27 protein-coding genes and 2 tRNA genes are annotated in these 26,352 nt (G+C 45.6%); 10 read left to right on the top strand and 19 right to left on the bottom strand.

Translation table 11 applies throughout. From position 1 onward, the window contains the following. Positions 1-26: 26 nt before the first annotated feature. From OP864_RS07875 to OP864_RS07900, 6 genes are all read right to left on the bottom strand, one after another. A complete protein-coding gene (locus tag OP864_RS07875) occupies positions 27-443 on the bottom strand; it encodes a 6-pyruvoyl trahydropterin synthase family protein (protein WP_002658780.1) in 417 nt (138 codons plus the stop codon). A 40-nt stretch (positions 444-483) separates the two neighbouring features. Beyond that, on the bottom strand, positions 484-1,263 hold the full coding sequence (locus OP864_RS07880) for a hypothetical protein (protein WP_270100664.1): 780 nt from the start codon (positions 1,261-1,263) through the stop codon (positions 484-486). 414 nt (positions 1,264-1,677) lie between these two features. Continuing rightward, entirely contained in the window at positions 1,678-2,559 is an 882-nt protein-coding gene (gene sucD / locus OP864_RS07885; RefSeq protein ID WP_015692359.1) for a succinate--CoA ligase subunit alpha, read from the bottom strand. Between the two features lie 99 nt (positions 2,560-2,658). Further along, positions 2,659-2,988: an FtsB family cell division protein gene (locus tag OP864_RS07890; protein WP_270100666.1), complete on the bottom strand. Its 330-nt coding sequence runs from the start codon at positions 2,986-2,988 to the stop codon at positions 2,659-2,661. Between the two features lie 187 nt (positions 2,989-3,175). Next, positions 3,176-3,790 (bottom strand): fumarylacetoacetate hydrolase family protein, encoded by a 615-nt coding sequence (locus OP864_RS07895; RefSeq protein WP_270100667.1) that lies wholly within the window; start codon positions 3,788-3,790, stop codon positions 3,176-3,178. Between the two features lie 330 nt (positions 3,791-4,120). Beyond that, a tRNA-Ile gene (locus OP864_RS07900) sits at positions 4,121-4,194 on the bottom strand. A gap of 79 nt (positions 4,195-4,273) precedes the next feature. On the opposite strand from OP864_RS07900, the gene OP864_RS07905 reads away from it, so the two are divergent. Continuing rightward, positions 4,274-4,921, top strand: a complete 648-nt coding sequence (locus OP864_RS07905) for an HAD family hydrolase (protein ID WP_270100668.1) — start codon at positions 4,274-4,276, stop codon at positions 4,919-4,921. 166 nt (positions 4,922-5,087) lie between these two features. Here OP864_RS07905 and OP864_RS07910 read toward each other — a convergent pair whose 3' ends face one another. Both OP864_RS07910 and coaE read right to left on the bottom strand, forming a co-directional pair. Continuing rightward, a complete protein-coding gene (locus OP864_RS07910; RefSeq protein WP_015692364.1) occupies positions 5,088-5,906 on the bottom strand; it encodes a prohibitin family protein in 819 nt (272 codons plus the stop codon). Positions 5,907-5,970: 64 nt separating this feature from the next. After that, complete coding sequence (gene coaE, locus OP864_RS07915) at positions 5,971-6,582, bottom strand: dephospho-CoA kinase (protein ID WP_270100669.1); 612 nt, start codon at positions 6,580-6,582, stop codon at positions 5,971-5,973. Positions 6,583-6,832: 250 nt separating this feature from the next. Between coaE and OP864_RS07920 the strand changes: the two genes are divergently transcribed. From OP864_RS07920 to OP864_RS07935, 4 genes are all read left to right on the top strand, one after another. Continuing rightward, on the top strand, positions 6,833-7,498 hold the full coding sequence (locus tag OP864_RS07920; RefSeq protein ID WP_270100671.1) for a uroporphyrinogen-III synthase: 666 nt from the start codon (positions 6,833-6,835) through the stop codon (positions 7,496-7,498). 226 nt (positions 7,499-7,724) lie between these two features. Further along, on the top strand, positions 7,725-8,843 hold the full coding sequence (recA, locus tag OP864_RS07925; RefSeq protein WP_270100672.1) for a recombinase RecA: 1,119 nt from the start codon (positions 7,725-7,727) through the stop codon (positions 8,841-8,843). Between the two features lie 176 nt (positions 8,844-9,019). Continuing rightward, positions 9,020-10,174, top strand: coding sequence for an ArsA family ATPase (locus OP864_RS07930; protein WP_270100673.1), 1,155 nt, complete (start codon positions 9,020-9,022; stop codon positions 10,172-10,174). A gap of 52 nt (positions 10,175-10,226) precedes the next feature. Further along, positions 10,227-10,299 (top strand) — tRNA-Arg (locus OP864_RS07935). Positions 10,300-10,402: 103 nt separating this feature from the next. Here OP864_RS07935 and moeB read toward each other — a convergent pair. The 4 genes from moeB to OP864_RS07955 are packed head-to-tail and all read right to left on the bottom strand — an operon-like array spanning position 10,403 to position 13,291. Further along, the gene (gene moeB / locus OP864_RS07940; protein ID WP_270100674.1) at positions 10,403-11,554 is read right to left on the bottom strand and encodes a molybdopterin-synthase adenylyltransferase MoeB; all 1,152 of its coding nucleotides are present in this window, start codon (positions 11,552-11,554) and stop codon (positions 10,403-10,405) included. A 9-nt stretch (positions 11,555-11,563) separates the two neighbouring features. Then, complete coding sequence (locus OP864_RS07945) at positions 11,564-11,845, bottom strand: MoaD/ThiS family protein (protein ID WP_270100675.1); 282 nt, start codon at positions 11,843-11,845, stop codon at positions 11,564-11,566. A 25-nt stretch (positions 11,846-11,870) separates the two neighbouring features. Beyond that, positions 11,871-12,338, bottom strand: a complete 468-nt coding sequence (locus OP864_RS07950; RefSeq protein ID WP_270100676.1) for a M67 family metallopeptidase — start codon at positions 12,336-12,338, stop codon at positions 11,871-11,873. Positions 12,339-12,349: 11 nt separating this feature from the next. Further along, on the bottom strand, positions 12,350-13,291 hold the full coding sequence (locus tag OP864_RS07955) for a PLP-dependent cysteine synthase family protein (RefSeq protein WP_270100677.1): 942 nt from the start codon (positions 13,289-13,291) through the stop codon (positions 12,350-12,352). A 226-nt stretch (positions 13,292-13,517) separates the two neighbouring features. Here OP864_RS07955 and OP864_RS07960 point away from each other — a divergent pair, with 226 nt between their 5' ends. Next, entirely contained in the window at positions 13,518-13,715 is a 198-nt protein-coding gene (locus OP864_RS07960) for a hypothetical protein (protein ID WP_270100679.1), read from the top strand. A 446-nt stretch (positions 13,716-14,161) separates the two neighbouring features. Here the strand turns inward: OP864_RS07960 and mtnB are convergent, their stop codons facing one another. From mtnB to OP864_RS07980, 4 genes are all read right to left on the bottom strand, one after another. Beyond that, positions 14,162-14,791, bottom strand: coding sequence for a methylthioribulose 1-phosphate dehydratase (gene mtnB / locus OP864_RS07965; protein WP_270100680.1), 630 nt, complete (start codon positions 14,789-14,791; stop codon positions 14,162-14,164). Positions 14,792-15,070: 279 nt separating this feature from the next. Further along, positions 15,071-15,931, bottom strand: a complete 861-nt coding sequence (locus tag OP864_RS07970) for a phosphatidate cytidylyltransferase (protein ID WP_270100681.1) — start codon at positions 15,929-15,931, stop codon at positions 15,071-15,073. A 10-nt stretch (positions 15,932-15,941) separates the two neighbouring features. Then, the gene (locus OP864_RS07975) at positions 15,942-16,844 is read right to left on the bottom strand and encodes a CPBP family intramembrane glutamic endopeptidase (protein ID WP_270100682.1); all 903 of its coding nucleotides are present in this window, start codon (positions 16,842-16,844) and stop codon (positions 15,942-15,944) included. Further along, positions 16,828-18,045, bottom strand: coding sequence for an aspartate aminotransferase family protein (locus tag OP864_RS07980; protein WP_270100683.1), 1,218 nt, complete (start codon positions 18,043-18,045; stop codon positions 16,828-16,830). The genes OP864_RS07975 and OP864_RS07980 overlap by 17 nt, the downstream gene beginning before the upstream one ends. 112 nt (positions 18,046-18,157) lie before the next feature. Here OP864_RS07980 and OP864_RS07985 point away from each other — a divergent pair, with 112 nt between their 5' ends. Continuing rightward, positions 18,158-19,069: a GHMP family kinase ATP-binding protein gene (locus tag OP864_RS07985; RefSeq protein ID WP_270100684.1), complete on the top strand. Its 912-nt coding sequence runs from the start codon at positions 18,158-18,160 to the stop codon at positions 19,067-19,069. Positions 19,070-19,842: 773 nt separating this feature from the next. On the opposite strand, the gene OP864_RS07990 is transcribed toward OP864_RS07985, so the two are convergent. Further along, positions 19,843-20,385 (bottom strand): DUF6702 family protein, encoded by a 543-nt coding sequence (locus OP864_RS07990; RefSeq protein WP_270100685.1) that lies wholly within the window; start codon positions 20,383-20,385, stop codon positions 19,843-19,845. Between the two features lie 91 nt (positions 20,386-20,476). Between OP864_RS07990 and OP864_RS07995 the strand changes: the two genes are divergently transcribed. The 3 genes from OP864_RS07995 to OP864_RS08005 all read left to right on the top strand — a co-directional run bounded on the left by OP864_RS07995 (position 20,477) and on the right by OP864_RS08005 (position 24,402). Continuing rightward, positions 20,477-21,073 (top strand): HupE/UreJ family protein, encoded by a 597-nt coding sequence (locus tag OP864_RS07995; RefSeq protein WP_270100686.1) that lies wholly within the window; start codon positions 20,477-20,479, stop codon positions 21,071-21,073. A 232-nt stretch (positions 21,074-21,305) separates the two neighbouring features. Beyond that, complete coding sequence (locus OP864_RS08000; RefSeq protein ID WP_270100687.1) at positions 21,306-23,570, top strand: M1 family metallopeptidase; 2,265 nt, start codon at positions 21,306-21,308, stop codon at positions 23,568-23,570. Between the two features lie 214 nt (positions 23,571-23,784). Continuing rightward, positions 23,785-24,402 (top strand): FMN-binding negative transcriptional regulator, encoded by a 618-nt coding sequence (locus tag OP864_RS08005; protein WP_270100688.1) that lies wholly within the window; start codon positions 23,785-23,787, stop codon positions 24,400-24,402. Here OP864_RS08005 and OP864_RS08010 read toward each other — a convergent pair. Next, positions 24,399-25,079, bottom strand: a complete 681-nt coding sequence (locus OP864_RS08010; RefSeq protein WP_015692386.1) for a ComF family protein — start codon at positions 25,077-25,079, stop codon at positions 24,399-24,401. The genes OP864_RS08005 and OP864_RS08010 overlap by 4 nt on opposite strands. A 92-nt stretch (positions 25,080-25,171) precedes the next feature. Next, positions 25,172-26,308 carry a COX15/CtaA family protein gene (locus OP864_RS08015; protein WP_270100689.1) on the bottom strand — a complete coding sequence of 379 codons (1,137 nt, stop codon included), beginning with the start codon at positions 26,306-26,308 and terminating at the stop codon, positions 25,172-25,174. Positions 26,309-26,352: the final 44 nt, after the last annotated feature.

Raw genomic sequence — 26,352 nt, forward strand, 5'->3', positions numbered from 1 at the left:
ACTTTTGACTAGAATTTAGATTTTGCCTAGGCCTGCTCTTCATACTCCACATAATTGCGGGGCGTTTCATAGAGGCGAACACCAATCTTAAATTTGGGATCTAGATGTTCTTTAAGAATTTTCCAGATCAGCCAACAGATATTTTCTGCGGTGGGGTTAAGGGTTTTAAACTCTTCTACCTGTAAGTTGAGGTTTTTGTGGTCAAATTTGGCCTCAATCTTATGTTTAATGATATCATTGAGAATTTTGAGATCAATCACATAGCCTGTTTCGGGGTCTACAGGGCCAGTTACCTTAACCTCTAATTCATAATTGTGGCCATGATAATATTCATTATTGCAAAGGCCAAAAACCTCTTCATTTTGTTCGGAGGTCCAGGCGGGATTATGTAGGCGGTGGGCAGCATTAAAGTGAGCCCGGCGATAAACAGACATTTGGCGCATAGTAGTAGTTTTGATCGTGAACTGATTTTAAAACAAACAGTTATTGGGCCTTAAGGTTTTTATTTTGAAAAAGGGCCTGAAATTCCTCGCTGCTCAGCCGTCTTTTTAGGCGGCTATGTTGGCGGGCCGCATCAGAAATGCTTTTGATGTAGACCAAGCCGAGACCTTGGGCATAAATTTCTTGGCGTTGGCCTTGCATTTTCCAGTGGCCGCCATTGATTGAGTCGTTGGTTTCTGAAAACTCTTCTACATCCAATTGGATGGCGGGCAGTTCTTGGCCCTCCCAACTAAAAGTAACGGCTTCTTTAGACAAGCTTCTGTTGCGGACAATATCATAAACAACTGCGGTATCGGGGGCTATGCTAAAATTAACCCAAAAGCGATATACCTGTCCCTCTTCTTGGGTAGGCTTAAAGGGGTAGAGAACGGGCTCTTTAATTTTGGCCGAGCTCGTATGGCTTTTTCCGCTGCTATCGGTTTGGAAGAAGCGGTAATCTTTAAGGATGGCCCCATCTGCTAGGATTTGGCTGCGGAAAAACTGTTGTTGTTCTCCTTTTTGGTTGTAGTTGGTCCCTAACAAAAATTGGTTGCCCGCTTTATCATACACCGTATTATAGAGCCAATAATCCGTTTGGCCCGTGCTATCATCTACATACTCATAGACCAAAGGTTCTTCTAGGGCTTTGATGGGAAAATAATAGGCTTTGATATTATTGGCTTCTACCTCAGTGGCGGGCTGCTCCTCAGTTTTTGGAGCTTGAGGTTGGCAGGCGGAAAATAAAAACAGGCTAAGGGCAAGAGCCGAAAAAAGGGTTTTCATATAATTTATATTTTGGTTTGCTTCTGCGTTTTGCAGGCCCGGAGGGCCGCAGGCAATAGCCAGATTTAAACGCACTCACTTTTATAGTTTGCAGCAATTTCCCGCTAGTCGGCCCTATTTTCCTCGGCCATAGCGAAGGCTATGCCCTTAAAAAATAGCTGGCCTAGCAGAAAATTCATAGCAAACCATAGCCAAAGCAGCGCGATTAAATCTGGCTGAGGGATGGAAAGTGGGGCGGCGAAGCCGCAGACCAAGGCGCTTTGCGCCGCAGGGCCGAGCAGACCTGCGAGCCACGACACAGCCCGACCCGCCCGCAGGGCGGGGCAGCCCCAAATAAAAAGGAAATATAAAAAAAGAGTCACCCCTCATAAAAAGAAGTGACCCTTTAGTCAGTCTGAGCATTATCTATGCTGCTTAAGCTTTAACAGCTTCTAGTGCTTTAACGATAGTTTCGCCAATTTGGGCGGGAGTATCGACAGTGATTACGCCACATTCGCGGAGAATAGCGTATTTGGCTTCGGCAGTATCGTCTTTACCGCCAACGATGGCACCAGCATGGCCCATTTTGCGGCCTTTAGGAGCTGTTTTACCAGCAATAAAGCCCACAACGGGTTTAGTACCATGTTCCTTGATCCAACGAGCAGTTTCTACCTCCATTTGGCCTCCGATTTCGCCAATCATAACGATAGCGTCGGTGTCGGGATCTGCCATAAGAAGTTGTACGGCCTCAATCATGGGCGTGCCCAAAACGGGGTCACCACCAATACCGATACAAGTAGACTGGCCCAAACCGGCCTTAGTGACTTGGTCTACGGCCTCATAAGTGAGGGTACCAGATTTAGAAACGATACCAATGCGGCCGGGGTTGTGGATAAAGCCGGGCATGATACCTACCTTGGCACCGCCGGGGGTAATAATACCGGGGCAGTTGGGGCCAATGAGGCGCACGCCTTTATCATTAACATAAGCCTTCACCTTCAACATGTCTTGCACGGGAATGCCCTCTGTGATGCAAACGATGAGGTCTACACCAGCATCGGCAGCTTCCAAAACGGCATCAGCAGCAAAAGCTGGGGGGACAAAAATGATAGAAACATCGGCGCCAGTCTCTTTTACTGCATCTTCTACAGTATTAAAAACCGGGCGGTCCAAATGAGTAGTACCTCCTTTACCTGGAGTTACACCGGCTACCACATTGGTGCCATATTCAATCATCTGTTGACCGTGGAAAGAGCCTTCCTTTCCGGTAAAACCTTGAACGACAATCTTAGAGTCTTTATTAACGAGTACCGACATGAAAAAAGGGTTTTAAAACAAGTGATATACAGAACGGGTTTTCCGCTCTTACAATTACCTTCAAATTTAGAAAATTATATTTAGCCTGCCAATTTCCCTCTAAGGTTTCTTTTGAATGATAAAGATATCCTCATCATCTTTTTTCATCAGATGCTCTTCTCGGGCAAATTGCTCGAGGTGGCGGTCATCGGTGCTCAGGTTTTCCCTTTTGCGGCTATCTTTTTCAATTTCGGCCTCAAAGTAGGCCTTTTTGGTTTGCAGTTCTTGCAAGGTTTTGTTGAGCCGATACTGGTTCATGATGCTGTGCTGGTCAAAAAGCAGCATCCAAAAGCCATAGACAATCGCAGCCACCACATATTTGTTGCGGAGGCTGGGGGGCAGTTTGTCGATCCATGTCCGAATATTGATATCTAGTTTTTTTCTTGCCATAATTGCTTTGTTTTGGGGCTGCCCCTCGCCTATCGGCTCGGGTCGGGCTGTGTCAGGGCTCGCAAGCCTGCTCGGCCCTGCGCGGGCTGCGCCCGCTGGGTCTGCGGCTGCGCCGCCCCCTTTTCCATCCCTCAGCCGATACTGTGGGTCAAGGCCCACAGAAGAGGGCTAAAGCCCTCATAAAAGTTTAGCGAATTTCGCAGCTTAGTAATTCTTGGCCCTTCAAAAAGCCTTTATACTCTTGGCCTTGGGCAATGGGGCCCACGCCAGCCGGCGTTCCTGTAAATATAAGGTCTCCCTTTTGCAAACTGAAAAACTTAGAGACATAAGCAATTAAATTGTCTATATCTGTAATCATCTTGCGGCTATCGCCCTGCTGAACGCTTTGGCCGTCTTGCTGTAGCTCAAAACAATAATGGCCCTCGGCTTCTTGGGCCTCGGCCTTGGGCAAAAAGCGGCCCACAATAGCCGAATGATCAAAGGCCTTGGCAATTTCCCAAGGATGCCCCTTTTCTTTGCATTTGCTCTGTAAATCTCTGGCCGTTAGGTCTATGCCCAAACTCACTTCCTCATAATATTTATGGGCAAATTTTGGCGCCACCGATTTGCCCGTTCGGCAAATCTTAATCACCAACTCTAGCTCATAATGAATGTCTTGGCTAAAGTCCGGATAATAAAAGGCTTTGCCGTCTTTCAATAAGGCCGTGCTGGGCTTCATAAAAATGAGCGGCTGCTTGGGCAAGGCATTATTTAATTCTGCGGCATGCTCGGCATAATTACGCCCTATACAAATGATTTTCATAAGCTTTTAGCTGATAAAAGCGGCTATCGCCAACTATTTGTTTGAAAAAATGTAAACAAAAAGCTGCAAAAGTTTTCAAATTACTCCTTTTTGTTTTACCTTTGAAACAGCGGGAAAAGGGAAGTTCACCGCTCAACTTTAGTCATAGAACAAAGGTTTAGACGCCTTTGCACTATTTCAATTCAATAGAAAAAGTTCTTATCGTTTTAGTGTAGGTCTTTTAATTGTTGTCTCATTTGTCTGTCTAGAGAAGCCTTAGGGCTTCTCTTTTTTTTTGCCTATCTACCCAAAACAAAAAAGCCTCAATATCCAGCAGGAGATTGAGGCAGGTGGTCCCACTTGGGCTCGAACCAAGGACCCACTGATTATGAGTCAGTTGCTCTAACCGACTGAGCTATAGGACCATTTTTTCGCAAACCTCGGTTTTTTCATTAGTTTGCGAACACAAAAGTAAGAACTAATTTTTTTAGGACCTAAAAAACGATGCAAAATATTATGCTTTTTCCCAAAAACATACTTTTTGACCTTGGCGGGGTGATGCTCAACCTCGATATTCCCCGAACAATGGCTTGCTTTAAAAGCTTGGCCGGCAGCGAGGAAGAATTTAACCGCATTTTTGGCCTTTTGGCCCAAGAGGAGCATTTTGAGCGTTTTGAAAGAGGCCAAATTTCAGCCGATGATTTTTTGGCCCGCTTTGTCGATTTAGCCAAGCGCCCTATAGATAAGGCCCAAGCTAAAATGGCCTGGAACGCCATGTTGCTCGATCTGCCCGCCCAGCGCATCAATAGCCTACAAAAGTTGCGGGCCAAAGGGCACCGCCTCTTTTTGCTCAGCAATATTAACGAGATCCATTTGGAGGAGGTCCGCAAAATTATTCGAGAGCAACATGGCGCTCTTGACTTTGATGGCCTTTTTGAAAAAGCCTATTACTCGCATGAAATTGGGCGGCGCAAACCAGACATAGCCACTTATCAGTGGTTGGCCGAGGATGCGGGCATTTTGGCCCAAGACACTTTATTTGTAGATGATAATGCCGATAATATAAAAGGCGCCCGAGAAGCAGGCTTCTGGGCGCAATTGCATTTGGCCAATACTGATTTGGAACGGGCCATGGCCAATTACCTAAAGTAATAGGCCCTATTTTTTGGATGGGACAGGCGGCGAAGCCGCCGCAGGCCTAGCTGCCTGTAGGGGTGGCCCAAAGGGCCAGACCAAAGCGCTTTAGCGCTGCAGGGCCGAGCAGACCTGCGAGCCCCGGAAGGGAGCGGCCGCCAAAGGCGGCAGGCCCCAAAACCTTTTACTTATCGCCTAAAATCAGGGGGAGGCCCTTATCGCCTCCTCCTACCACAATCACCTTGGTGTTGGGCGAATTGGCGAGTTGGAGCGTGGCTTCAATCCCTTTTTCGGTCAAAATCTTATCGTTCAAACTTTGGGTAAGAATTTGGTTGGCCTCGGCCTTGGCGCTAGCCTCGATGAGGATCCGCTCTTTTTCCTTGCGTTCTTGGGCCAAAATATATTCATACTTCAGGGCCTTTTGTTCGGCCTCAATTTTTTCTTCAATGGCGCGGCGCACCTTATCGGGCAGCTCGATATCGCGGATCAAAACGGCTCTTAGATCGATAAAATTAGTGGCCAAAATTTTCTCCAAATCGGTTTGGATGAGCCCTTGGACCTCATCTCTTTTGGTGGAGTAAAGCTCTTCGGGTTTATAGCGGCCGATGATGGTCCGCACCGCAGAGCGCACCTCAGGCTTAACCAAAGTATTCATATAGTTCTCGCCAAATTGCTCGTGCAAATGCCCAATTTTATCAAAAGAGGGGTTAATTCGGACCGTCAAATCGAGTTGGATATTTAGGCCATTGCTCGACAAAACCGTCATGCTTTCCTCCAGTTGTTGCTCCCGTACATCATAAATATACATGCTGTTCCAGGGGGCCAAAACATGAAAACCGGGGGCATAAGTTTTCTCTTTGTCAATTCCTTTTCCGAAGGGTTGGAAGAGCACCCCTCTAAAGCCCGCATCAATGGTCAGAAAGGTACTATTGACCAAAACGAGGGTAAAAATGGCGATGACTAGGCCAATCACGCCAAAAATAATCAATCGACTGTTGTTCATATTTTCTGTAGTTTGTTATGAGGATATAATGGAGATCCAATTAAAAAAATTCCCATTTTATGGGCTATTCGGGCTTAGATTGGGCCAATTTACTAATTTCTTGATCTAGTTTTTGTACTTGCAGTTGCAAAGCTTCTAGGCTGCTATTTTCCAGAATATAATCGGCTCTTTTGATTTTTTCTTCTTCGGGCCATTGGTTATTGATGCGGGCCAAAACGGCGGCTTTTGTCAGATTATCTCTGGCCATCACCCGGCTAATTCGCAGCTCGAGCGGAGCCGTAACCACAATAATTTTATCAAATTGATCGGCCAAATTAGCCTCAAAAATAAGGGCGGCTTCTTTCAGGCAATACGGATGTCCAGCCTCTTGCATTTGCGCCTGCCAAGCCTGCGTATCTCGCTTGACCGCCGGATGTACCAAGCCGTTGAGTTGGGCCAAAGCGGCCTTGTCCTTAAAGACTTTTTCAGCCAAATAAGGGCGATTGAGCCCCCCAGCGGGATCATAAGTATCGGGACCAAAAGCGGCAATCAAATCTTGCTGCAATTTCTGGTCATTTTGCATCAGCCATTTCGCCCGTTTGTCGGCATCATAAAGCGGTACGCCCAAGGCTTCAAAAAAGCGGGCGGCGGTACTTTTTCCACTTCCAATTCCGCCAGTAATTCCAATTTTCAACATGATTTTTTTTCATTTTGTTTATTTGGGGCTGCCCCAGCCTTCGGCTGGGTCGGGCCATTGCGCAGCTCGCAAGTCTGCTCGGCCCTGCAGCCCTACGGGCTTTGGTCTGCCGCCTTCGGCGGCCCTGCTACAGCCCCTCAGCCGCGTCGCTGCGCTCCTTTGCGGCGGCTTCGCCGCCTGCTAGATGCAGGCAAAGCGCCTTGCTCTTGTAAAATGGCATAAAAAGCTTTAGCTTTCAAAAAAGAAGGAGATGCAAAAAATTTTTATTTCCAGAAAACTAGCCGAGCAGAGTGACTTTAGGCGCTTATTGGCTAATCGGGCAGAGCTCATAGATTACTCTCTATTAAGGTTTCGGCCCACTAACTTCAGTTGGCCCAAAGATACGGACTGTTATTTTTTTTACAGCCCCAGAGGGCTGCGCTATGCTTTGGACCAATGGAAAAAACCCTGGGAGCAGCTTCCTTTGATTGCTGCTTTGGGGCCAGCAACAGCCGCAGTACTTGAAGAAATTGGACAAAGGGCAGATTTTATTGGTTCTGGCCGGCCAGCCCCTACTGCCCTAGCCTTTAAAGAATGGCTGGGCCAAAAAAGCGTTTGCTTTTTTCGGGCCGAACAATCTAAACGCTCTATTCAGCAACTGCTCAAAGGAGAAATTTTGGCCAAGGAACGCATTGTTTATAGCAACCAAGCCAAAACCCAATTTGCCGACAGCCAAGCCGATATTTTAGTGTTGACCAGCCCACTCAATGCCGAAACCTATTTAAAGGCCTACCCCAAAAGGAAAAATCAAGAAATTCTGGTCATTGGACGTAGCACGGCCCAAAAACTCATGGAAATGGGCTATAGCGATTTTCATTTGGCTACGGCCCCCAAAGAAGAGGCCCTCGCCCAATACTGCCTGCGCTACTTATTATAAGCATTTGGCAGCTAGCAGAAGCAGAATTAGCCACAAATTGTTTTTTATTTTATTTTTTTTTGCTAAAAATTGCAACAAAAAGTTGCACTACTAGTAAAAGCCCTGTACATTTGGTTCATAACAAAAAGAAATAAAAGTTTTTGCGGGCAGGCTTGCGGCTTTTACTGGAAAAACTTAACTTTATCGTATACTTTAGATTTTTACTTGGCTATAAATACAAAATGAGATGGCAACTAAAAAAGATGCTAAGGCCCTAGAGGGCAAAAAAAAGGCCCTACAGGCCACATTAGATCGCTTGACTAAAACCTATGGAAAAGGGAGTGTCATGAAATTGGGCGATGCCCCCATGGTAGAAGTAGAAGCTATTCCTACAGGTTCTATTGGCTTGGATGTCGCTTTGGGCACCAATGGTTTTGCTAAAGGGCGTATTGTAGAGATTTATGGACCAGAATCTTCTGGTAAAACGACTATTGCCATTCATGCTATTGCAGAATGTCAGAAGGCGGGCGGAATTGCTGCTTTTGTTGATGCAGAGCATGCTTTTGACCGCTATTATGCTGAAAAATTGGGCGTAGATGTAGATGAGTTGGTTTTTGCTCAGCCTGATTATGGGGAGCAAGCCTTGGAAATTGCCGAGAACTTGATTCGCTCTGGCGCTATTGATATTTTGGTGGTGGATTCTGTTGCTGCACTCGTTCCTCGCTCAGAGATTGAAGGCGATATGGGAGATTCTAAAATGGGTCTTCAGGCGCGTTTGATGTCTCAGGCCATGCGTAAATTGACTAGTGCCATCGGTAAAACGAACTGTTGCTGTATTTTCATCAACCAGTTGCGCGAGAAAATCGGAGTGATGTTCGGTAATCCAGAAACCACAACTGGGGGTAATGCCTTGAAGTTTTACGCTTCTCAGCGTTTGGATATTCGCCGTTCTGGTGCGGCCATTAAGGACCGTGAGGGGAATGTAGTAGGAAACCACGTTAAGGTGAAAGTGGTCAAAAATAAATTGGCTCCTCCCTTCCGCATTGCTCAATTTGATATCATGTATGGAGAAGGCGTTTCTAAAACGGGAGAACTCGTTGATATGGGCGCTGAATTTGACATCTTGAGCAAGAGCGGCGCTTGGTATGGCTATGGAGGGACCAAAATTGCTCAGGGTCGTGAAGCGGCTAAGCAATTTATGATGGACAATCCAGAGGTTGCTCTAGAGATTGAAGAAAAGATCAAAGCTCACCTTTTTGGTAATCCTCAGGAAGAGCCAGAAAATGCAGCAACAGAAGATGCTGAAGAAACGGAAGAAACTGAAGAAAAAACAACTAAGCGCGGCCGCAAAAAAGCCGATGCTTAATCGAAATACCTTTTTGTCTAAAATACAAGCTAGAGAATCCTTTGGCTCTCGACGCAAAGTCTGCGGTTTCTTTTTGTATTTTTAGCCAGTAGCTGCCTCTCCGCCTAGCGGAGGGGTAGTTTTTTTTTGTGGGGCTATAGAAAAGCTGTACTTTGAATGAGAAAAGCAAAACATCAATGAGAATCTTACTTTTTACAGGAAAAGGAGGCGTGGGCAAAACGAGTAGTGCTGCCGCTACCGCTTTGGCCGCTGCCGCCCAAGGATACAGAACCTTGGTGGTCTCTACCGACCCCGCACATAGTCTTTCGGATGCTTTGGACCAGGAACTGGCTCCAGAGCCCAAAGCCGTAGCCCCTAATTTATGGGCTCAAGAATTTGACGTCTATTATTCTATGAAAAAACATTGGGATAATATGCGCAACCTCATGCTGACGGTCTTCCGCTGGCGGGGCGTAAAAAATATTGTGGCCGAAGAGCTTTCTGTCTTACCCGGTATGGAAGAAGCCTCTGCTTTTTTATGGATTGAGCAACACTATCGGGAGGGGAAATATGACGTACTCATTATTGACTCGGCCCCTACTGGCGAAACTCTAAGCTTACTTTCCTTACCCCAGGTCATGCAATCTTGGGTAAATAAAGCCGTACCCAAATTTGCCATCAAAACCGCTGGAAAGTTTTTGCGCAAAGCCTCTGGCGTTCCTTTAGATAAAGGCTTTGAAGAGCTAGAAGAGCTCTTTGAAAAACTAGAGCAGGTCCAGAAAATTATGCTGAACCCCAAAATTTGCTCTATTCGGATTGTAGCCAACCCCGAGCGCATGGTTATACAGGAAGCCAAAAGAGCCTATACCTATTTGCAGCTCTATGGCTATCAGGTAGATGGCATTATTGTCAATCGGGTACTACCCGAAGAAATGGGCGCAGGCGTTTTTGCTCAGTATATTAAGAGCCAAAAACAATATCTGGAGGATATTGAAGAAAGCTTTGCTCCCCTACCCATTTTTAAGGCGCCCCATTTGGGCCAAGAACTATTTGGTTTGCCACTATTAGAAAAAATGGGCCAACTGCTCTATAAAGGAGAGGATCCCTCTCAGTTTTTCTATAGTGAAAATCCCTTTGAAGTAGAGGAAAGAGGACAGTACTATTTGATTAGCATCAAACTCCCCTTTATTCAAGAAGAGGATTTCTCGGTCCAAAAATTTGGCGATGAACTAGTCTTGGATGTCAAGGGCCGCAGAAAAAATATCTTTCTGCCTCGCTTTGCCAACTACCTACAACTAGAAAAACACGCCTTTGCCGATGGACAGCTTCGGCTCTGGCTAAAAAAATCCTAGGGGCAAAATTGGCAGTCTCTACAAAATTGTCTATTTTTGTGTTTCATAGACAGCCCGCATAGCTCAACTGGAAGAGTGTCGGTTTCCGGAGCCGAAGGTTGCAGGTTCGAACCCTGCTGTGGGTATTGGCCCAACAAACAGATGTTTGTTGGGCCTTTTTTATGCCCATAAAAAAAGCCAGAGCCCCTTTTGGGCTCCAGCTCATCTAAAAAGCATACAGACAGTTCTTTAGTAAGTGGCGAGTTCTTGGTCCACTTCCTGGGCATAGGCTAAAATTCCACCCTCTAAATTAAGTAAGTTAGTATAGCCGTATTCTGCTTGCAGTAACTCGATCACATCAGCACTTCGCTTTCCAGAACGACAATGTACTACTACATCTCCCGTTTTTGGAATTTGGTCCAACTGCTGCTCAATTTCTCCTTTTGGAATCAATTGGCCTCCTATTTCCACAATTTCTTGCTCATAAGGCTCTCGAACATCAATTAGCACAAAGGCTTTTGACTCCTCTTGCCATTGCTTAAGTTCCTGCACACTAATACTTGGCACAGCCGCCACAGGCTGCTCTTCTTTGGCCTCCTCAACCCCACAAAACTGCTCATAATCAATGAGTTCTGTAATTTCTGGAGTATTGGGGTTTTTCCGAATCTTGAGCGTTCTATGGCTAAAGCTCAGGGCATCAAAGAGATAGAGCCGGCCCACTAAAGGCTCCCCTACCCCAGTAATCACTTTAATTACCTCTAGCGCTTGCAAAGAACCAATAATACCTGGCAATACGCCCAAAACACCTCCCTCAGAACAAGAAGGGACCAAGCCAGGAGGAGGTGGAGAAGGAAAAAGGTCCCGATAATGAGGACCAAAATTGCCCAATTCATCTTTGTAGTTAAAAACCGAAACCTGCCCCTCAAAGCGGTAAATGGAGGCATAAACATTTGTTTTGCCTAAAATCACACAAGCATCATTCACTAAGTAGCGAGTCGGAAAATTATCGGTCCCATCAGCCACTATATCATAGTCCTTAATGATATCTAGAGCGTTCTCTGAGTTGAGAAACTCATTGTAAACAGTGACCTCAATATGCGGATTTAAAGCCTCTATCCGCTCTTTAGCGGCTTCAGCTTTTAGTTTACCAATGCTCTCGGTCCCAAATAATACTTGCCGCTGCAAATTGCTATCATCTACTCGATCATAATCTACAATGCCAATATGGCCCACTCCTGCTGCAGCTAAATAGAGTAAAAGAGGACTGCCCAAACCACCAGAACCCACCACGAGCACCTTGGCGGCCTTGAGTCTTCGCTGCCCTTCTATATTAAACTCTGGAATAATAATATGTCGGCTGTAGCGCTCTAGCTCCGCCTTTGAAAATTCAATATTTGCCATCTTCTTTCTTTAAAGGTCAATTCCGCCTGCAATGGCAGGAATAATACTTAATGTGCTATCTGATTTTAGAGCCGTATTAGCTCCATCTAGGGCCAAAATATCCTCATCTTCTAAAAAGATGCGAACAAAAGCCCGAATCTGCCCATCTTTGTCTAGTAGGTGCTGGGCCAATACAGGATAAAGCACGATTAAACGATCTATTGCCGCCTGAACAGTGGCTCCATCTACATTAATGCTTGCTTGTTGATCGGTGAATTTGCGTAGTGGTGTGGGAATGATTACTGTTGCCATAATATTTTGATTAGATGATAGATAATTAAATGAGTTCTCTTTTGGGTAGGGCTTCTAAGTTGTTGCGTTTTACTTCTTCTGCCTCAAATTCTCCTCGCTCTTCATTCAATCGCCAAGAAGTAAGCTCTGCCGCCTGCCCTTCTTGTACCGATAAAATGATGTAGGAGAAATAAGGTACCGCCTGCTTTAAATCATGTATAGAGGGAATTGCCGGATGGTTGGGATGAGAATGATAGATCCCCAATAGGTTTAATCCCAATTCCAAGGCCTTTTTTTCTGCTTTCATATAGTCCAAAGGCGAGATTTCAAAACGCCGTCTTTGGTCTCCTTCTTTGCTGTTAATAACGGCCTCGGCGAGTAGCACATGCCGTAATTGTCCCTCATTTTCCTCTGTTCCATAAAAGAATCCACAGCCTTCATTCGGAAAATCAGCTTCTAATTGTTGTAATATATACTGCTCTGCCTCGGGGGCTAAACTCAATTGATAATACATAATAAGCGATTTTAATATGGAAAAATTTGTTCAATGACCTCCCCGTACTTGTCTGCACTATCTGGCAAAAGGGTCACTATATGGGCTTCTTGCTCAGGCGGAAGCTCTTGGGCCCATAAATAGGCCCCCAATACATTGGCCGCAGCGGAAGGACTTACCAATAAACCCTCTTCTTTGGCCAGCCTTCTGAGCATATCATAGGCCTGAAAACTGTCTATTGGCAGTTCATGATGCGCCAAACTATCATCATAAATGGGGGGCACATAGGCCGTCGGTAGGTGTTTCCAGCCTTCCAAACCATGTAGCGCGCCATCTGGCTGCAAACTGGCCAACTGTATCGCAGGGTTTTTCTCTTTTAATCCTCTAGCATTGCCCACAAAACTGCCCGTGGTCCCTAAAGCGGTTACAAAATGGGTAATTTTACCCGCCGTTTGCGCCCAGATTTCCTCGCTGGTTCCATAATAATGCGCCTGCCAATTGGCTGGATTACTATATTGGTCGGCATAATAGTATTTCTCTGGCTCGGCCAAAGCAAGCGCTTTGGCCTTTTCTTGGGCCTCATCGGTGCCCCCAAATGGAGAACTAAAAATGAGGTTTGTCCCTAATGCTCTCAAGATTCGCTTGCGCTCTACCGAGGCATTTTCAGGCAAAATAATGGTTAATGGAATGCCCAGAGCCGCCGCTATATGCGCATAAGCAATGGCCGTATTGCCACTACTGGCATCCAAAAGCTGCTTGCCTTGGCCCAATTCGCCCCGCTCTATAGCAGTTTTAATGATGTTGTAGGCGGCCCTCGTCTTCACGCTGCCCCCCAACTGATGCCACTCTAGCTTGGCATAAATATGAATATTGGGAGAAGGGCTCAGACTTTTGAGCTCTACCAAGGGCGTTTGCCCCACTAAGCGACCTACGGCAGCTAAAGCTTCTTGATATTTTTTAATGGTTGCTGGCATATTGGAGGAGTATGTTTTTTATTTTTTTGATTGTTTTGGGGCTGCCCCGCCCTGCGGGCGGGTCGGGCTGTGTCGCAGCTCGCAGGTCTGCTCGGCCCTTCGCAAAATTTCGCTGCGCTTATTTTGCTCGGTCTGGCCCTAGGGGCCACTGCTGTCCATCCCTCAGCCAAGGGCCTTCGGCCCTTCTGGACCAAAAAAAAGCTCAACTTCTTTTAGACAAAAGAAGTTGAGCCGAACAATAATAGTAAGTAGACCAAAACAAAGATCAATTACTGGCATTGCCTCTCTCCTCTTTTTGCCCAAGCAAAAGAGAATGACAACAACAACAGCAAGTAATCAAGGAAATGGTCTGCATAAGATTAGATTCTGGAAAAAAGAAAAAGCCTTTTTGAGAGAACATCTCAAAAAGGCTTTGGTTATGTAAAACATCAGATTTAACTCTTCATTGATACATAACTTTAGCACTGAGATGCTCGGAGAGCAAAACAGGGATGGCAGCAACAGCAGCATGAAGTGGTCTTAAATCTATTTTCTGTTTTCATCATAGTTTAAAATTCAGGATAAATTTTGGGCTTTCCAAATTTAACTCTCCCTTTTTAGCCCAAAAAGGCTAAAAAAAGACCGTTTTCTTAAGCGCTGAGAATCGCACAGAAAAAACTTTTCGGCCTAAGTATAAGGCACATCAAATTCTCAGCGCTTAGAAAAAAGTGGTTTTTCAGCTATTTTGGAGCCAAAAAGCAGTTTTTCAATTCTCCTCCCTGTTGTAAAAAGATCAAAAAACTGTGGTGCAGCAAATTGTTCCACGTGGAACAATGAAAAACGACGCCTCAATTTGTGGAAATGGAAAAACCCATTGTTCCACGTGGAACATTAGCGTGGAGCCAAAAGCAGTTTTTTATAATGTACTTCCAATAAAAACTCTAAAGCTTCTAAATGCCGTTTGGCTTCGGCTATACTTTTGCCCCAAGTATAGAGTCCATGTCCTGCAATCAAATAAGCAATAGTAGCAGGTTGGGCCAAATAGAGCTGTCTAAAATCTTCAGAAAGTTGCTCTATGTCCTGCGTATTGGGAAAAATAGGCAGCTCAAAATCTACTTCATGGCTATCAAATTGAGGTAAAGCTTTGAGTAATTCATACTGACTAAGCTGCAAATTTCCCTGCTTTAAGTAATAATCAGAGAGGAGGGTGCCATAAATAGAGTGGGTATGAACCACCACATTTATGGCTTCATTCTCTTCATAAAGGACCGTATGCAGTAGGGTTTCGGCCGAAGAACGTTCTCCCTCAAAGGGAGGAAGGGCCCTCCCCTTTAGATCTACAAGCATAAAATCTTGGGCAGAGAACTGGCTTTTATCTCGGCCCGACTTAGAAATAGCCAGGCGATCTGCCCCGACTCTAAACGAATAATTGGTGCTAGTTGCTGGCGAAAAGCCTTTGGCGTTCCATGCTCGAATGAGTTGGGCCAATTGTTCTGCAGTTTCTTTTGGTATTATTGACATATCATAACAGCTAAAAAGGTGAAAAGGCCGAAGCGAAAAGCCCAAAGCAGCGCCTCATGTTGTGCGGCCTAGCGATGTGCAGGGGTGGCCGAAGGCCAGACCGAGGCGGCAAAGCCGCCGAAGGGCCGAGCGAAGAGCGAGCCCCGAAACGTAGCGCCTGCCGAAGGCAGGAGGCCCCAAAACAACAGCGAGCCCCGCAACGACAACAAGGTCTTTAGACCGCAGTTCGACGACCGAAGGGAGTAACCGCCTGCCGTAGGCAAGAGGCCCCAAATTCACTTAAAAAGGAATAAATCTAGCGATTTTCAGGATAAAAATAATCGTAAAAGTAATCACAGGAAAGACAAAAAGGAAGGCATCAAAGCGGTCAATCAGTCCACCATGCCCAGGCAAAGTTGTTCCTGTATCCTTAATATTGAGTGAGCGTTTGAGCATAGAGGCAATAAGATCGCCCCAAAAGGCAAAAATAGAGGCCTCTGCGGCCAGAATCAGCCAAGTAGAGAGGGAAAAATCGAGGATGCTCCAGACAAAATAAGAAGCAAAGCCCCAAAGCAGAGCCGCTGTAAATCCCCCAATAAGGCCCTCAAGCGTTTTATTGGGCGATAAAATGGGCGAAATTCTACGTTTTCCGAGCTTGCGGCCTGTCAGATAGGCAAAAACATCATTGGCCCAAACCAAAAGCATAATAGCCATAATGAGAAAGCGGCCCGAGGGATCTTGCAAAGACAGAAAGCAAAGCAAGAAAGTGGGCAGCCCAATATAGAAAAGGCCCAGATAGCTGTAGGCAATATTTTGGAAAGGATTTTTGCTTGAAGCCGCCAACTCTAAGAGAAAAGGCAGAGAATAAAGGGGCAAAAACCAATGACCTAGCCCATTTAGGACTAAAGGAAAAGGCGATAAATAGCCATCTACAAGGAGCAAAGCGGGCAAAATAGAGAGCAACATAAAGAGTGCTCGCCGCAATTGATTATAGATTTTCTGTGGACTATCTTGCTGTAGGAGCAATTGGCCCAGCTCTCGGATACATAAAAAGCCCACCAAAAGGTAGAGGACTGCCGCCGAAATAGGGTGGGCCAAAGTTCCCACAATCATAATGACCCCAAAAACAAGGGCCGTAGTTGTGCGCAAGCGCAAACTCATAAGCTATAAATTAGGAGGGTAAATAATCATCGGCCTGAATAGCGCCTTGTTTTTTATGCCCTTTATAGAGTAAAAAACAGATTGCCAAAGCCAAAGGATAAGCCAAGATGCCTAAATAAATGGGTAGCTCTAAGCCTGTTTGTTCAGACATTTGGTCTGCGAAAAAATAATAGAGCAACAATTGAGAAGAATTAAAGGCGATATGCAGCAAAATAGGCGTCCAAAGACTGCCCGTCCAGCGCAAACTATAGCCTAAAAGTGCCCCCAATAAAAAGCGAGGGATAAAGCCTTCTGGCTGAAAGTGGATCAGGCTAAACAGCAGAGCCGCAATCCAAATACCTAAGTCCAAATTCTTAGTAAGTTGAGCGAGTAGGCGTTGGAGAATCCCTCTAAAGAGGAGCTCCTCTCCTAGGCCAGCGGCCAAGCCCACCAACAAAAAGTTGGTCAATAGGTCCATTGGGCTATTCATGCTCATCAACTTTTCTTGCAAGGCAATGGTCTCTTTAGCGATCCAGCTTTCTGGAGTAATCATCTGATTGAGCGCATAGAGCTGCATAGCAATTGGATAAAGGCAAAGTGCTAAAACTGGCAAAAGCAAATAGGTCCAGAACTTAGCAGAGCGATTGAGCAGCAAAAAATCCATGGCTTTTTGGGGCTTCCAAATTAGGCTAAAGCCTAGGGCCACCAAAGTATAGCCACAAAAATGGCTAAACAGGCTCCCCCATTTTAGGCCTGCAAGTTCATTGGGAGTAGGTGCTGTAGTTGCTAAATTGGCCACCAGCTCCATTAAATTACTGATCCCATAGGCCGAAGCAATAAGCTGAAGGCCTAGCTGGCCCACAATCATCCCAATTGCCCAAATCGGCAGCAGGTATAAAAACCCTTGGGTCGCTGTTTTAGTTGTTCTTGTCATAGCTTGGGCCGTCTACTTCATCAATAGCTTCTAGCAAAATAGCCACAGCCTGATGAATTTGTTGAGGACTAATAATAAGTGGTGGTGCAATTCGGATCGCCGAATCATTAAAGAGGAACCAGTCTGAAATCAAACCTTTTTCCATACACTTAAGGATAACCGACTTCGTTTGTTCATAGCTAGAAAGCTGAACGGCCATTAGTAGGCCAGCAGAACGGACCGTTTTAATTTTAGGATGCTTGAGTAAGCTTAAGAAAAGGGCCTCCTTTTCCTTGACCGTCCCGATCAACTCCTCATATTCTTCCTTCAACACTTTTAAGTTGGCCAAAGCAGCGGCACAACAAAGCGGATGCCCTCCAAAAGTAGTAATATGTCCCAAAAAGGGATTATGACTAAGCACCTGCATAATTTCTTGGCTGGCAATAAAAGCCCCTATAGGCATTCCACCGCCAAAACCTTTGGCCAAAAGGAGAATATCGGGCACTACATCAAACTGCTCAAAGGCAAAGAAGCTACCAGTGCGGCCACAGCCCACCTGAATTTCATCAAATATTAGTAGGGCGCCAACGGCTGTACAACGCGCTCTGAGGGCCTTTAAATAGCCTTCTAGAGGATTTTCCACCCCTTTCTCTGCCCGTACGGGTTCAATGATCACAGCAGCCGTTTTTTCCGTAATTTTATCCAAATCGGGCCAGCTATTAAAGGCAATATGATTGACATTGGGTAAAAGTGGGCGAAAAGGAGCGGTAAAAAAGTCGGTGCTCATCAAGCTCAATGCCCCTTGGCTACTCCCATGATAAGAGGTTTCGCAGGCAATGATTTCGGCCCGGCCAGTATAGCGCTTGGCCAGTTTCATGGCCCCTTCTGTTGCTTCTGTTCCAGAATTGACAAAATAGCAGCTAGACAAAGAAGCGGGCAGTAAATCGGCTAAGTACTTTGCCAATTGAACCTGAGGACTCAAAATAAACTCCCCATAAACCAAGGTATGCAAATAGCGCTCTGATTGTGCAGCAATTGCGGCCATTACCTTGGGGTGCCGATGCCCTAAATTAGACACTGAAATACCTGAAATGAGGTCAATATAAGACTTGCCTGTAGGCCCATACATATAAATTCCCTCTGCCCGATCAATCTCTAAAGCCAAAGGAGCATCAGAGGTCTGGGCCAAATGTTGTAAAAATAATTGTCTGCTAGATAGCATATAAGCTGTACTTTTGTATGATAATCTAAGTCCACAAAGTTAGGAAAACTTTGTACATTGTTCAGGGAGGCAGCCCCTCCCTATTTTTTGAGATTTAAGATATAATAGATAGATGTCTAAAGCACAATTGGGCGTAAAAATCAAGGCGCCCGCAAGTTTGAGCCAATTATCTTGGGGCCCTGGCTGTATGGCTGTTGCCCTAGAAGGCTTAGCCGATGAAGTGATTATCCGCCCTAGCCAAGAGGCTGGCTTGCAGCTTCTAGAAGTTACTGGCGACCAAAAACAGCTCAGCCGAAACCTAGGCGAGACGGCTATGGGCAAGGCCGCCCTCGCTTTTTGGGCCCTTTTGCCCGATTATGGCGTAGAAACAGAGACTTTGGGCTTTGAGTTGGAAGTTCGCAAGAAAATTCCCTTTGGTTTGGGCCTTGGCAATGAGGCCGCATTAGTGGCCGCCTGCCTGTATGGACTCAATAAGCAGCTCAAAAGTCCACTTATGCCCAAAGAATTGATGCTCCCTGCCCTAGCTTCGGGCTGTGCTGCCGAGGATCTTGTGGCTAGTTTATACGGCGGCTGGAACCTCATTGTCCAAGAATCGCCCTGCCAATGGCGCCGTATGGCCCTACCCAAAGGCCTTTATTTCTTGGTTTTTGCGCCAAAAGTTAAAGCCCAGCAGGCTCAACGAGAAGAAATTGCTCTCCAAACAGGCAAATCTAGCCTGCAGGCCCTTTCTGCCTTGAGTTGGGCCTTTAATTATAGCGATTTCAGACTGCTAGAGGAGGCCCTTTGGCCCCAAGCTTGGGCCGAAGAAGGCAGCTTTTTAAGAGCAGTTCAGGAAATTGTTCATGCAGAAGGTGGCCTTAGCTGCCATTATAGTGGCCAAGGGCCCACAATTGCCGCCCTTTTCAATAATACACTAAAAGCAGAAGAAGCGCAAACCGCTATCCTCGCCCACTACAAAGCCAAAAAACAAAGAGTCAAGAGCTGGATCCTAAGCATTGACCAAGAAGGGGCAATTATTGAATAATCCCTTTTCACTAAAAATACCCATGAGGAAGTAGATCTATATCTGCTTCCTCTTTTTTTGGGGGCTGCCCCGCCCTGCGGGCGGGTCGGGCCATTGCGCAGCTCGCAGATCTGCTCGGCCCTGCGCAAAATTTCGCTGCGCTCATTTTGCTGGGTCTGCGGCTTCGCCGCCCTGCTACAGCCCCTCAGCCGATTTGCTCTTGGCCAAAAACCTCAACCTTAAGGCAAAATAACTTCGCTGCATGGCTAATTGGACCAAAAATTCAAAGCGCTGAGAATCGCATAGAAAAAAAGAGCTGTACTAATATTCTGTACAGCTCCATTTTTTTATTGGCAATTGTCCACAAAAACCCCTAAGTTATCCACAGAAAACTGTGGATATGTTCCACGTTTTTCCACGCTTTCAAATTGTTCCACGTGGAACAATGCCATTTCTCCACAATTTTATCAGTTTTCCACAAAATCATTGTGGATATGTTCCACGTTTTTCCACGGCTCAATATGTTCCACCTGGAACATTGGTCGCGTTTCACAATCAATTCAGGTTTTCCACAACTCATTTGTGTGTAAGTTTCCAAGTTTTGTATTTGAGCGCAATTCTAGTTTTCCACAAGAACTTATCAACATGTTCCACGTGGAACAATTTGTGGAAAACTGCAAAAAAGGAATGTGGAAAACCTCTAAATAGTTTTCCACAAAAAAGTTATCCACAGCTAACAACAAAAGTTAACTGTGGATAAAAATTTTCAACAATACTGTAATTAATCAAATTAATTACCATCTCACTTTTTGGACCTCTCTTCCTTTTCGGCTAATTACTTTTTGGACCCCTTGGCTTTTGGTGTGGCAGGCAGCAAAATTCAATTGATTGAAATGCTCCTCAATTAATAGACTGTTATTAATTGTTAGTTCAGCAAAAGGAGATAGATTTTTAGCCTCTAAGAAAACATAGCATTCATAGATATTCCGCTTCTCTCCCATTTCCTTGCCCAAGTACTTATATTGTATAGCTTGGCCATCGGCCTTCAGTTTGAAATGCTGTTGGACATAATTGGCGAGTAATTCATTGGCCTGAGGATGCTCTCTATCGGTGCCAATTTCAACAGTTTCTCCCAAGCGTTTAGAAAAAAGCTGTTCAAAATCGTCTACAAAGAGCTTGATAGAAATTTGTAGCGCTTGTTCCTCCTCTTTATAATCTATTTCGGCAACAGAGAGGTAAATAGGGTGGTCTTTTTCGGCCATTGTTTGGGCTGGTTTGGCCAGAGAAAAAGGCCATAAAATCGAACAAAGTAGACTAATTGTCAAAAAGCTAGGCATCTGAGTCGTATTTTTGATTGTATTTTATAAAAACTTGGTACATTAAATTTGATCTTGAAGAACAAATATATCACCATTTTAAAACGACTACATGAATTTTGGCCTCTACTTTCAGTTAGGGTTAGAGCATATTACAGACCCCTACGGCTACGACCACATTCTATTTATTATTGCTATTTGTGCCAGTTGGCGGATATCTGACTGGCGGACCGTGGCTATTTTGGTTACTGCCTTTACCCTTGGGCACTCTATCGCTTTGGCTTTGGCCACCTTTGAAATTGTTCCCGTTTGGTCTGCACTAATTGAGTTTTTGATTCCAGTGAGTATTATGGCTAGCTGTATTCAAAACATAAGTTATCCTCCCTCAGAGAGAGGAGCAAAAATCAATAAAAACTGGGCTTATGGCCTAATTGCGGCCTTTGGAATCATTCATGGTTTGGGTTTTTCCAACTTCCTCAAAGAGACCTTAGTGGCCAATGAAAGCCTATTGACGCCTCTTTTGGGCTTTAATTTGGGCCTAGAAATTGGGCAACTTTTGATTGTGGCCATCTGTTTTGCCTTTAATTATATCTTTGTAGAATTGGCCCATAAAGCACAAAGAGACTGGACCTTAGTGGTTTCTTCAGCTGTGGCTGGTATTGCTTTTTTGCTTTGTTTAGAAAAAGGCGCCGAGCTATTTCTGGGCTAAATATGGCCGAAGGCCATACGGCCTAGCGATGTGTAGCAGTGCGGCGCAGCCGCAGACCAAGCAAAAAACTTGTTTTTTTGCGCAGGGCCGAGCAGACTTGCGAGCTGCGAAACGACAACAAGGCCTTTAGGCTGCAGTTCGACGACCAAAGGGAGTAACCGCCGACGAGCGTAGCGAGGCGGAGGCCCCAAAAACACAACATCTTGTTCATTAAATTTAGATATTTCCAATTATGCTAAAACGATCACTACTTGCTATACTTAGCCTTTTTTTATTGGCGCAGTATGGCTGGGCACAAGAAGAACGTGCTCATGAAAAATTTAAGCAGCTCTATGAGGAGTTGCCCACGCCCAACCAATACCATAATGCGGCTGGAGCCCCAGGGCATAAGTATTGGCAGCAACGAGCCGACTATAATATTCAGGTTCGTTTGGATGATGAAAAACAGCGAATTTATGGCAAAGAACGCATTGCCTACTACAACAACTCGCCCGATGAACTCTCTTACCTTTGGTTGCAACTAGACCAAAATGTGCGAGCCCAAGGTTCTGACGCTCAAATTACAGAGACCCAAAAGCTTGATCCTCAAATGTATAGCTATCAAGTTATGAGTCTTTTTGATAAATTTGATGGCGGCTTTAAGATTGAGAAAGTCAGTGGAAAAAAAGGGGAAAACCTAAAGTATACCATCAATAAAACCATGATGCGGATCGATCTTGATCGTCCACTAAAACCTGGCGAAAAGTTTGAATTTGATGTGAAATGGTGGTACAATATCAATGATGGGATTAAAACTCGTGCCCGCTCAGGCTATGAGTATTTTCCAGAAGATGATAACTATATGTACAATATTGCCCAGTTTTATCCTCGGATGTGTGCCTACAATTCTGTAGATGGTTGGCAAAATAAACAGTTTATGGGCCGTGGAGAATTTACCCTCAGCTTTGGTAACTTCAACCTAGAGATTACGGTCCCCAAAAACTTTATCGTGGGCGCAACAGGTGTTTTGCAAAATAGCAAAGATGTATTGAGCAAAACCCAACGTGAGCGTATAGAAAAAGCCAGAACGGCCAAAGATCCCGTTTTCATTATTACGGAAGAGGAGGCCAAAGCCAATGAAAGCAAAAAAGGAGAAGGTAGCCAAACTTGGCGCTTCTATGCCTCTAATGTACGTGATGTAGCCTTTGTGGCCTCTCGCAAATTGATTTGGGATGCCCAAGGCGTACAATTTGGCGATCGCAATGTACTCGCCATTTCTTACTATCCCAAAGAGTGTATGGGCCTTTGGGACAAATACTCGACTCGTGCCGTTGTGCACACCCTCAAAACCTACTCTAAGTATACTTTTGACTACCCCTACCCCGTGGCCATTTCTAGCCATACTAACTTTACGGGTATGGAGTACCCCATGATTTGCTTCAACTATGGCCGCCCTCGTCCTGATGGAACCTACTCGGAGCGCCTAAAGTACGGCATGATTGGCGTAATTATCCACGAAATTGGGCACAACTATTTCCCCATGATCGTGAACTCTGACGAGCGTCAATGGACCTGGATGGATGAAGGACTCAACACCTTTTTGCAGTACCTTACCGAGGTAGAATGGGAGCGTGACTACCCCTGCCGTCGTGGTCCAGCCTACAAAATTACCGATTACATGGGCGGCGATAAAAATGGTATCGTGCCCATCATGACCAACTCGGAGTCGATCCTTCAATTTGGCAATAATGCCTATGGCAAGCCCGCTACAGCACTCAATATTTTGCGCGAAACGATCATGGGCCGCGAACTATTTGACCATGCCTTTAAGGAATATGCCAACCGCTGGAAATTTAAGCACCCCACTCCCGCCGATTTCTTCCGCACTATGGAAGATGCCTCTGGCGTAGACCTTGATTGGTTCTGGAGAGGTTGGTTCTATGGCACCGATCATGTAGATATTGCCCTAGACGAAATTACGCACTACCATCTCAACACCTTCAACCCAGAGCAAGAGATGAGCATGCAAAAAATCTGGGATGCCGAAGACCCCACTTATATCGGAGATATCCGCAATAAGGAGTCGGTCAAGCAAACGGTCATGGAACGTTATCCCGACCTTCACGACAAATACAATGATCGCGACAAATACCGTGTAGATGAGGAAACGCAGCGCAATTCGCTCTTTGCTTACCAAAATCTCAGCGCCGAAGAAAAAGAAGTTTTGGCCAAAGATTACAACTACTATCAGGTCGATTTCAAAAATGTGGGTGGCCTAGTAATGCCCATCATCATCGAGCTAAAGTACGTAGATGGTAGCTCTGAGGTCCGCTATATTCCCGCCGAAATTTGGCGCTACAATAGCAATAAGGTCTCTAAAGTCTTTGTGACCGAAAAGGAAATCAAGGAATTTATTTTAGATCCTTACCTAGAAACTGCCGATGTAGAACGGGAAAATAACTACTTCCCCAGACGTCGCAAACCTACTCGCTTCGAGATGTTTAGCCCTCGTCAATAAGCTTTAAGCGCTGGCCTTTTTGGGCTGGCGCTTTTTTTTATTTTGGGGCTGCCCCTCGCTTCGCTCGGGTCGGGCTGTCTCACAGCTCGCTGATCGCTCGGCCCTGCGCCGCCAAAGGCGGCTGGGTCTGGCCCTTCGGGCCACTGTTGCCCATCCCTCAGCCTGCGGCCCTGACGGGCCTGTACGCTCCAAATTTAACCTAATTCTACCGCCTATGTATATTCCCAAAAGCTTCAAGAGCAATGCTCCTGCCCCACTTCAATGGATGAAAGAGCAGTATCCCTTTGGCCTTTTGCAATCGCAGCAAGAGGGCCAACTTTGGGCCACTCCCTTGCCCTTTGTTTGGTCCAACCCTCTCCTACTCAAAAGCCATCTGGCCCTAGCCAATCCACAGGCCCAAAGCTTCCTAAAGCAAGACAAACAAGAGGTCTTGATCCATTTTCAAGGCCCCTATGCCTATATCTCGCCCAAGCATTATCAGCATAGCCAAAATGTGCCCACCTGGAACTATTTGGCCCTGCAAGTTCGTGGACAGCTATCTGTCTTGGACCAATTGGGCCAAAAACAGCTCTTAGAAGAGAGTATTTTGGCTTTTGAGCCCACTTATTGGCCCCAGTGGGAACAACTCCCAGAGAAGTACTTAACGGCCCTCTCTGGCGAATTACTGGCCTTCCAAGTTGAAGTAACAGCTATTGACCTTTGCCTGAAAATTAGCCAAAATAAAAGCCAAGCCGAACAACTAGCCATCTTAAAGGCCCTCCAAAGTTCTCCCCATCTCATGGACCAACAACTCGCCCAAGCGATTCTCCAACTCCAAGCCCTAAAAGACTAAGGCGCCAAAGCAATGCAAACCACACTAAGCGAAATCTGCGCCTTCAATAAATGCTTGGCACAAGCCTCAATTGTGGCCCCTGTAGTCATCACATCATCCACCAGCATAATGTGCTTGTGCCGCAATTTATCGGCCTGCCGCAAAACAAAAGCATCCGAAACATTGGCAAAACGCTCTTCTCGACTCTTGCGGGTCTGACTCTCCGTATAACTGGCCCGCAATAAAAACTTCTCGGACCAAGGTACCCCCAAACTCTCCGATAACCCAGATGCCCATCGCGCCGCCTGATTATACCCCCGCTGATGACGCTTTTTAGGATGCAAAGGGACCGGAATAATATAATCCACCGACTTCCAAAAGGGCTCCTCGGCCAATAAACGCCCATAACTTCGCCCCAACTCCTCCCCAATCTCTGGCCGATGCCCATATTTCAATTCATGTATCAAACGCTGCAATATTCCCCCCTTCACAAAATGATAGGCCGTGCTCGCTCTGCTAATCGGCAAACGCCCCCAAAAGCGCTCAGCTACAGGGTTTTCTTCAAATAAATGATAGTTGGTGGGCTTAATTTTATACTGACAAGAAGTGCACAAAGCCCGCTGCTGCCGCTGTAAAGGCTGCCGCTGACAAGCTAAACACAAACGAGGATAAAATAACTGCAATAGAGGTTCTAACATAGTGGTGACTTATTTATACACGAAAATATAAATAAAAAAAGAAAAGACAGGCATAAAAACCTGTCTTTTCGTATATTTTTTAAGTTTAGCGGCTAAGCAAGGGCTTTTTCCTTGGCTTTCGGTCCATTTTTAGCCGTTTTAGTGGCTAAGTAGCCGCCCTCACTAAACTGATAGTTGAGGTACAACATGGCCAATAAAAGCAACATTCCCCCAGCCTGATGCAAAACGCCTAGGGTCGGGAAAATCTCTGAACCGCCAACACTATTGATGACCGTGAAAATGCCTAAGCCGATTTGCATGGCCAAAACCAAAAGCAAAAGAACATTGGCTCCTCGCAAGCGGGCAGAAACCTTAGAACGATGAATCCGCCAAGCCAATAAGGGAATCAATAGGGCCAAGGCATAGGCCGTAAAGCGATGAAAAACCTGGATTAGAGCAGGGGCAAAGGCGTTTTTGTTATAGCGCAAAAGGTTTTCCCACTTCCATTCTCCCGATTGATACAACACATCGGAAAACCACTGCCAACTGCCATCTGCAGCCACTTCCATATGAGGGAAATGAGGGGCCACATAGCCCGCTTTCATGCCCGACATCAAGCCACCAAGGACCAATTGTAGCCCAATTAAAGCCGTGATTTGCCAAGCCCGCTTCCGCAATACCCTATGATAGGCATCTTTGGTCTCTGGCTGCCAAACTTTCAAACTGGCCCAAAACAACAAGGCCAATAAACTAATCGCAATAGACAAATGCGTGGTCAAACGATAGGCATTCACCCAAACATATTCTTCCGTATTCAAGCCCGAACTGACCATAATCCAGCCAAATACAGCCGCTAAAGCCGCCAAGGCCACTACTCCGCCCAACTTTCGCATTAGGCCAGCAGGTAGCCATTTTTTGCGCCAGAAATACAAAAAGGGAAACAAAAACACAAAGCCCATGCTTCGGGCCCACAAACGGTGAAAATACTCCCAGAAATAAATGAACTTAAATTCCGAAAGCGTCATGTCCGCATGAATGCTCTCGTACTGAATCGTATGCTTTTGGTACTTCTCAAAGGCAAGCGTCCACTGCTCCTCTCCTATCGGCGGCAAAACCCCCTTAATCACATTCCACTCCGTAATCGATAAACCCGAATCGGTCAATCGCGTAATTCCACCAATGACTACCTGCGCAAAGACCATCACTACCCCAATCAATAACCAAATACTTACGGCCTTGGGTAACCGCATTTTTTTATGCTCCATCTGAATTATGCTTTTTTTCGCTAAAAAGG

The sequence above is a fragment of the Saprospira grandis genome, from assembly GCF_027594745.1.
Lineage (GTDB): Bacteria > Bacteroidota > Bacteroidia > Chitinophagales > Saprospiraceae > Saprospira > Saprospira grandis.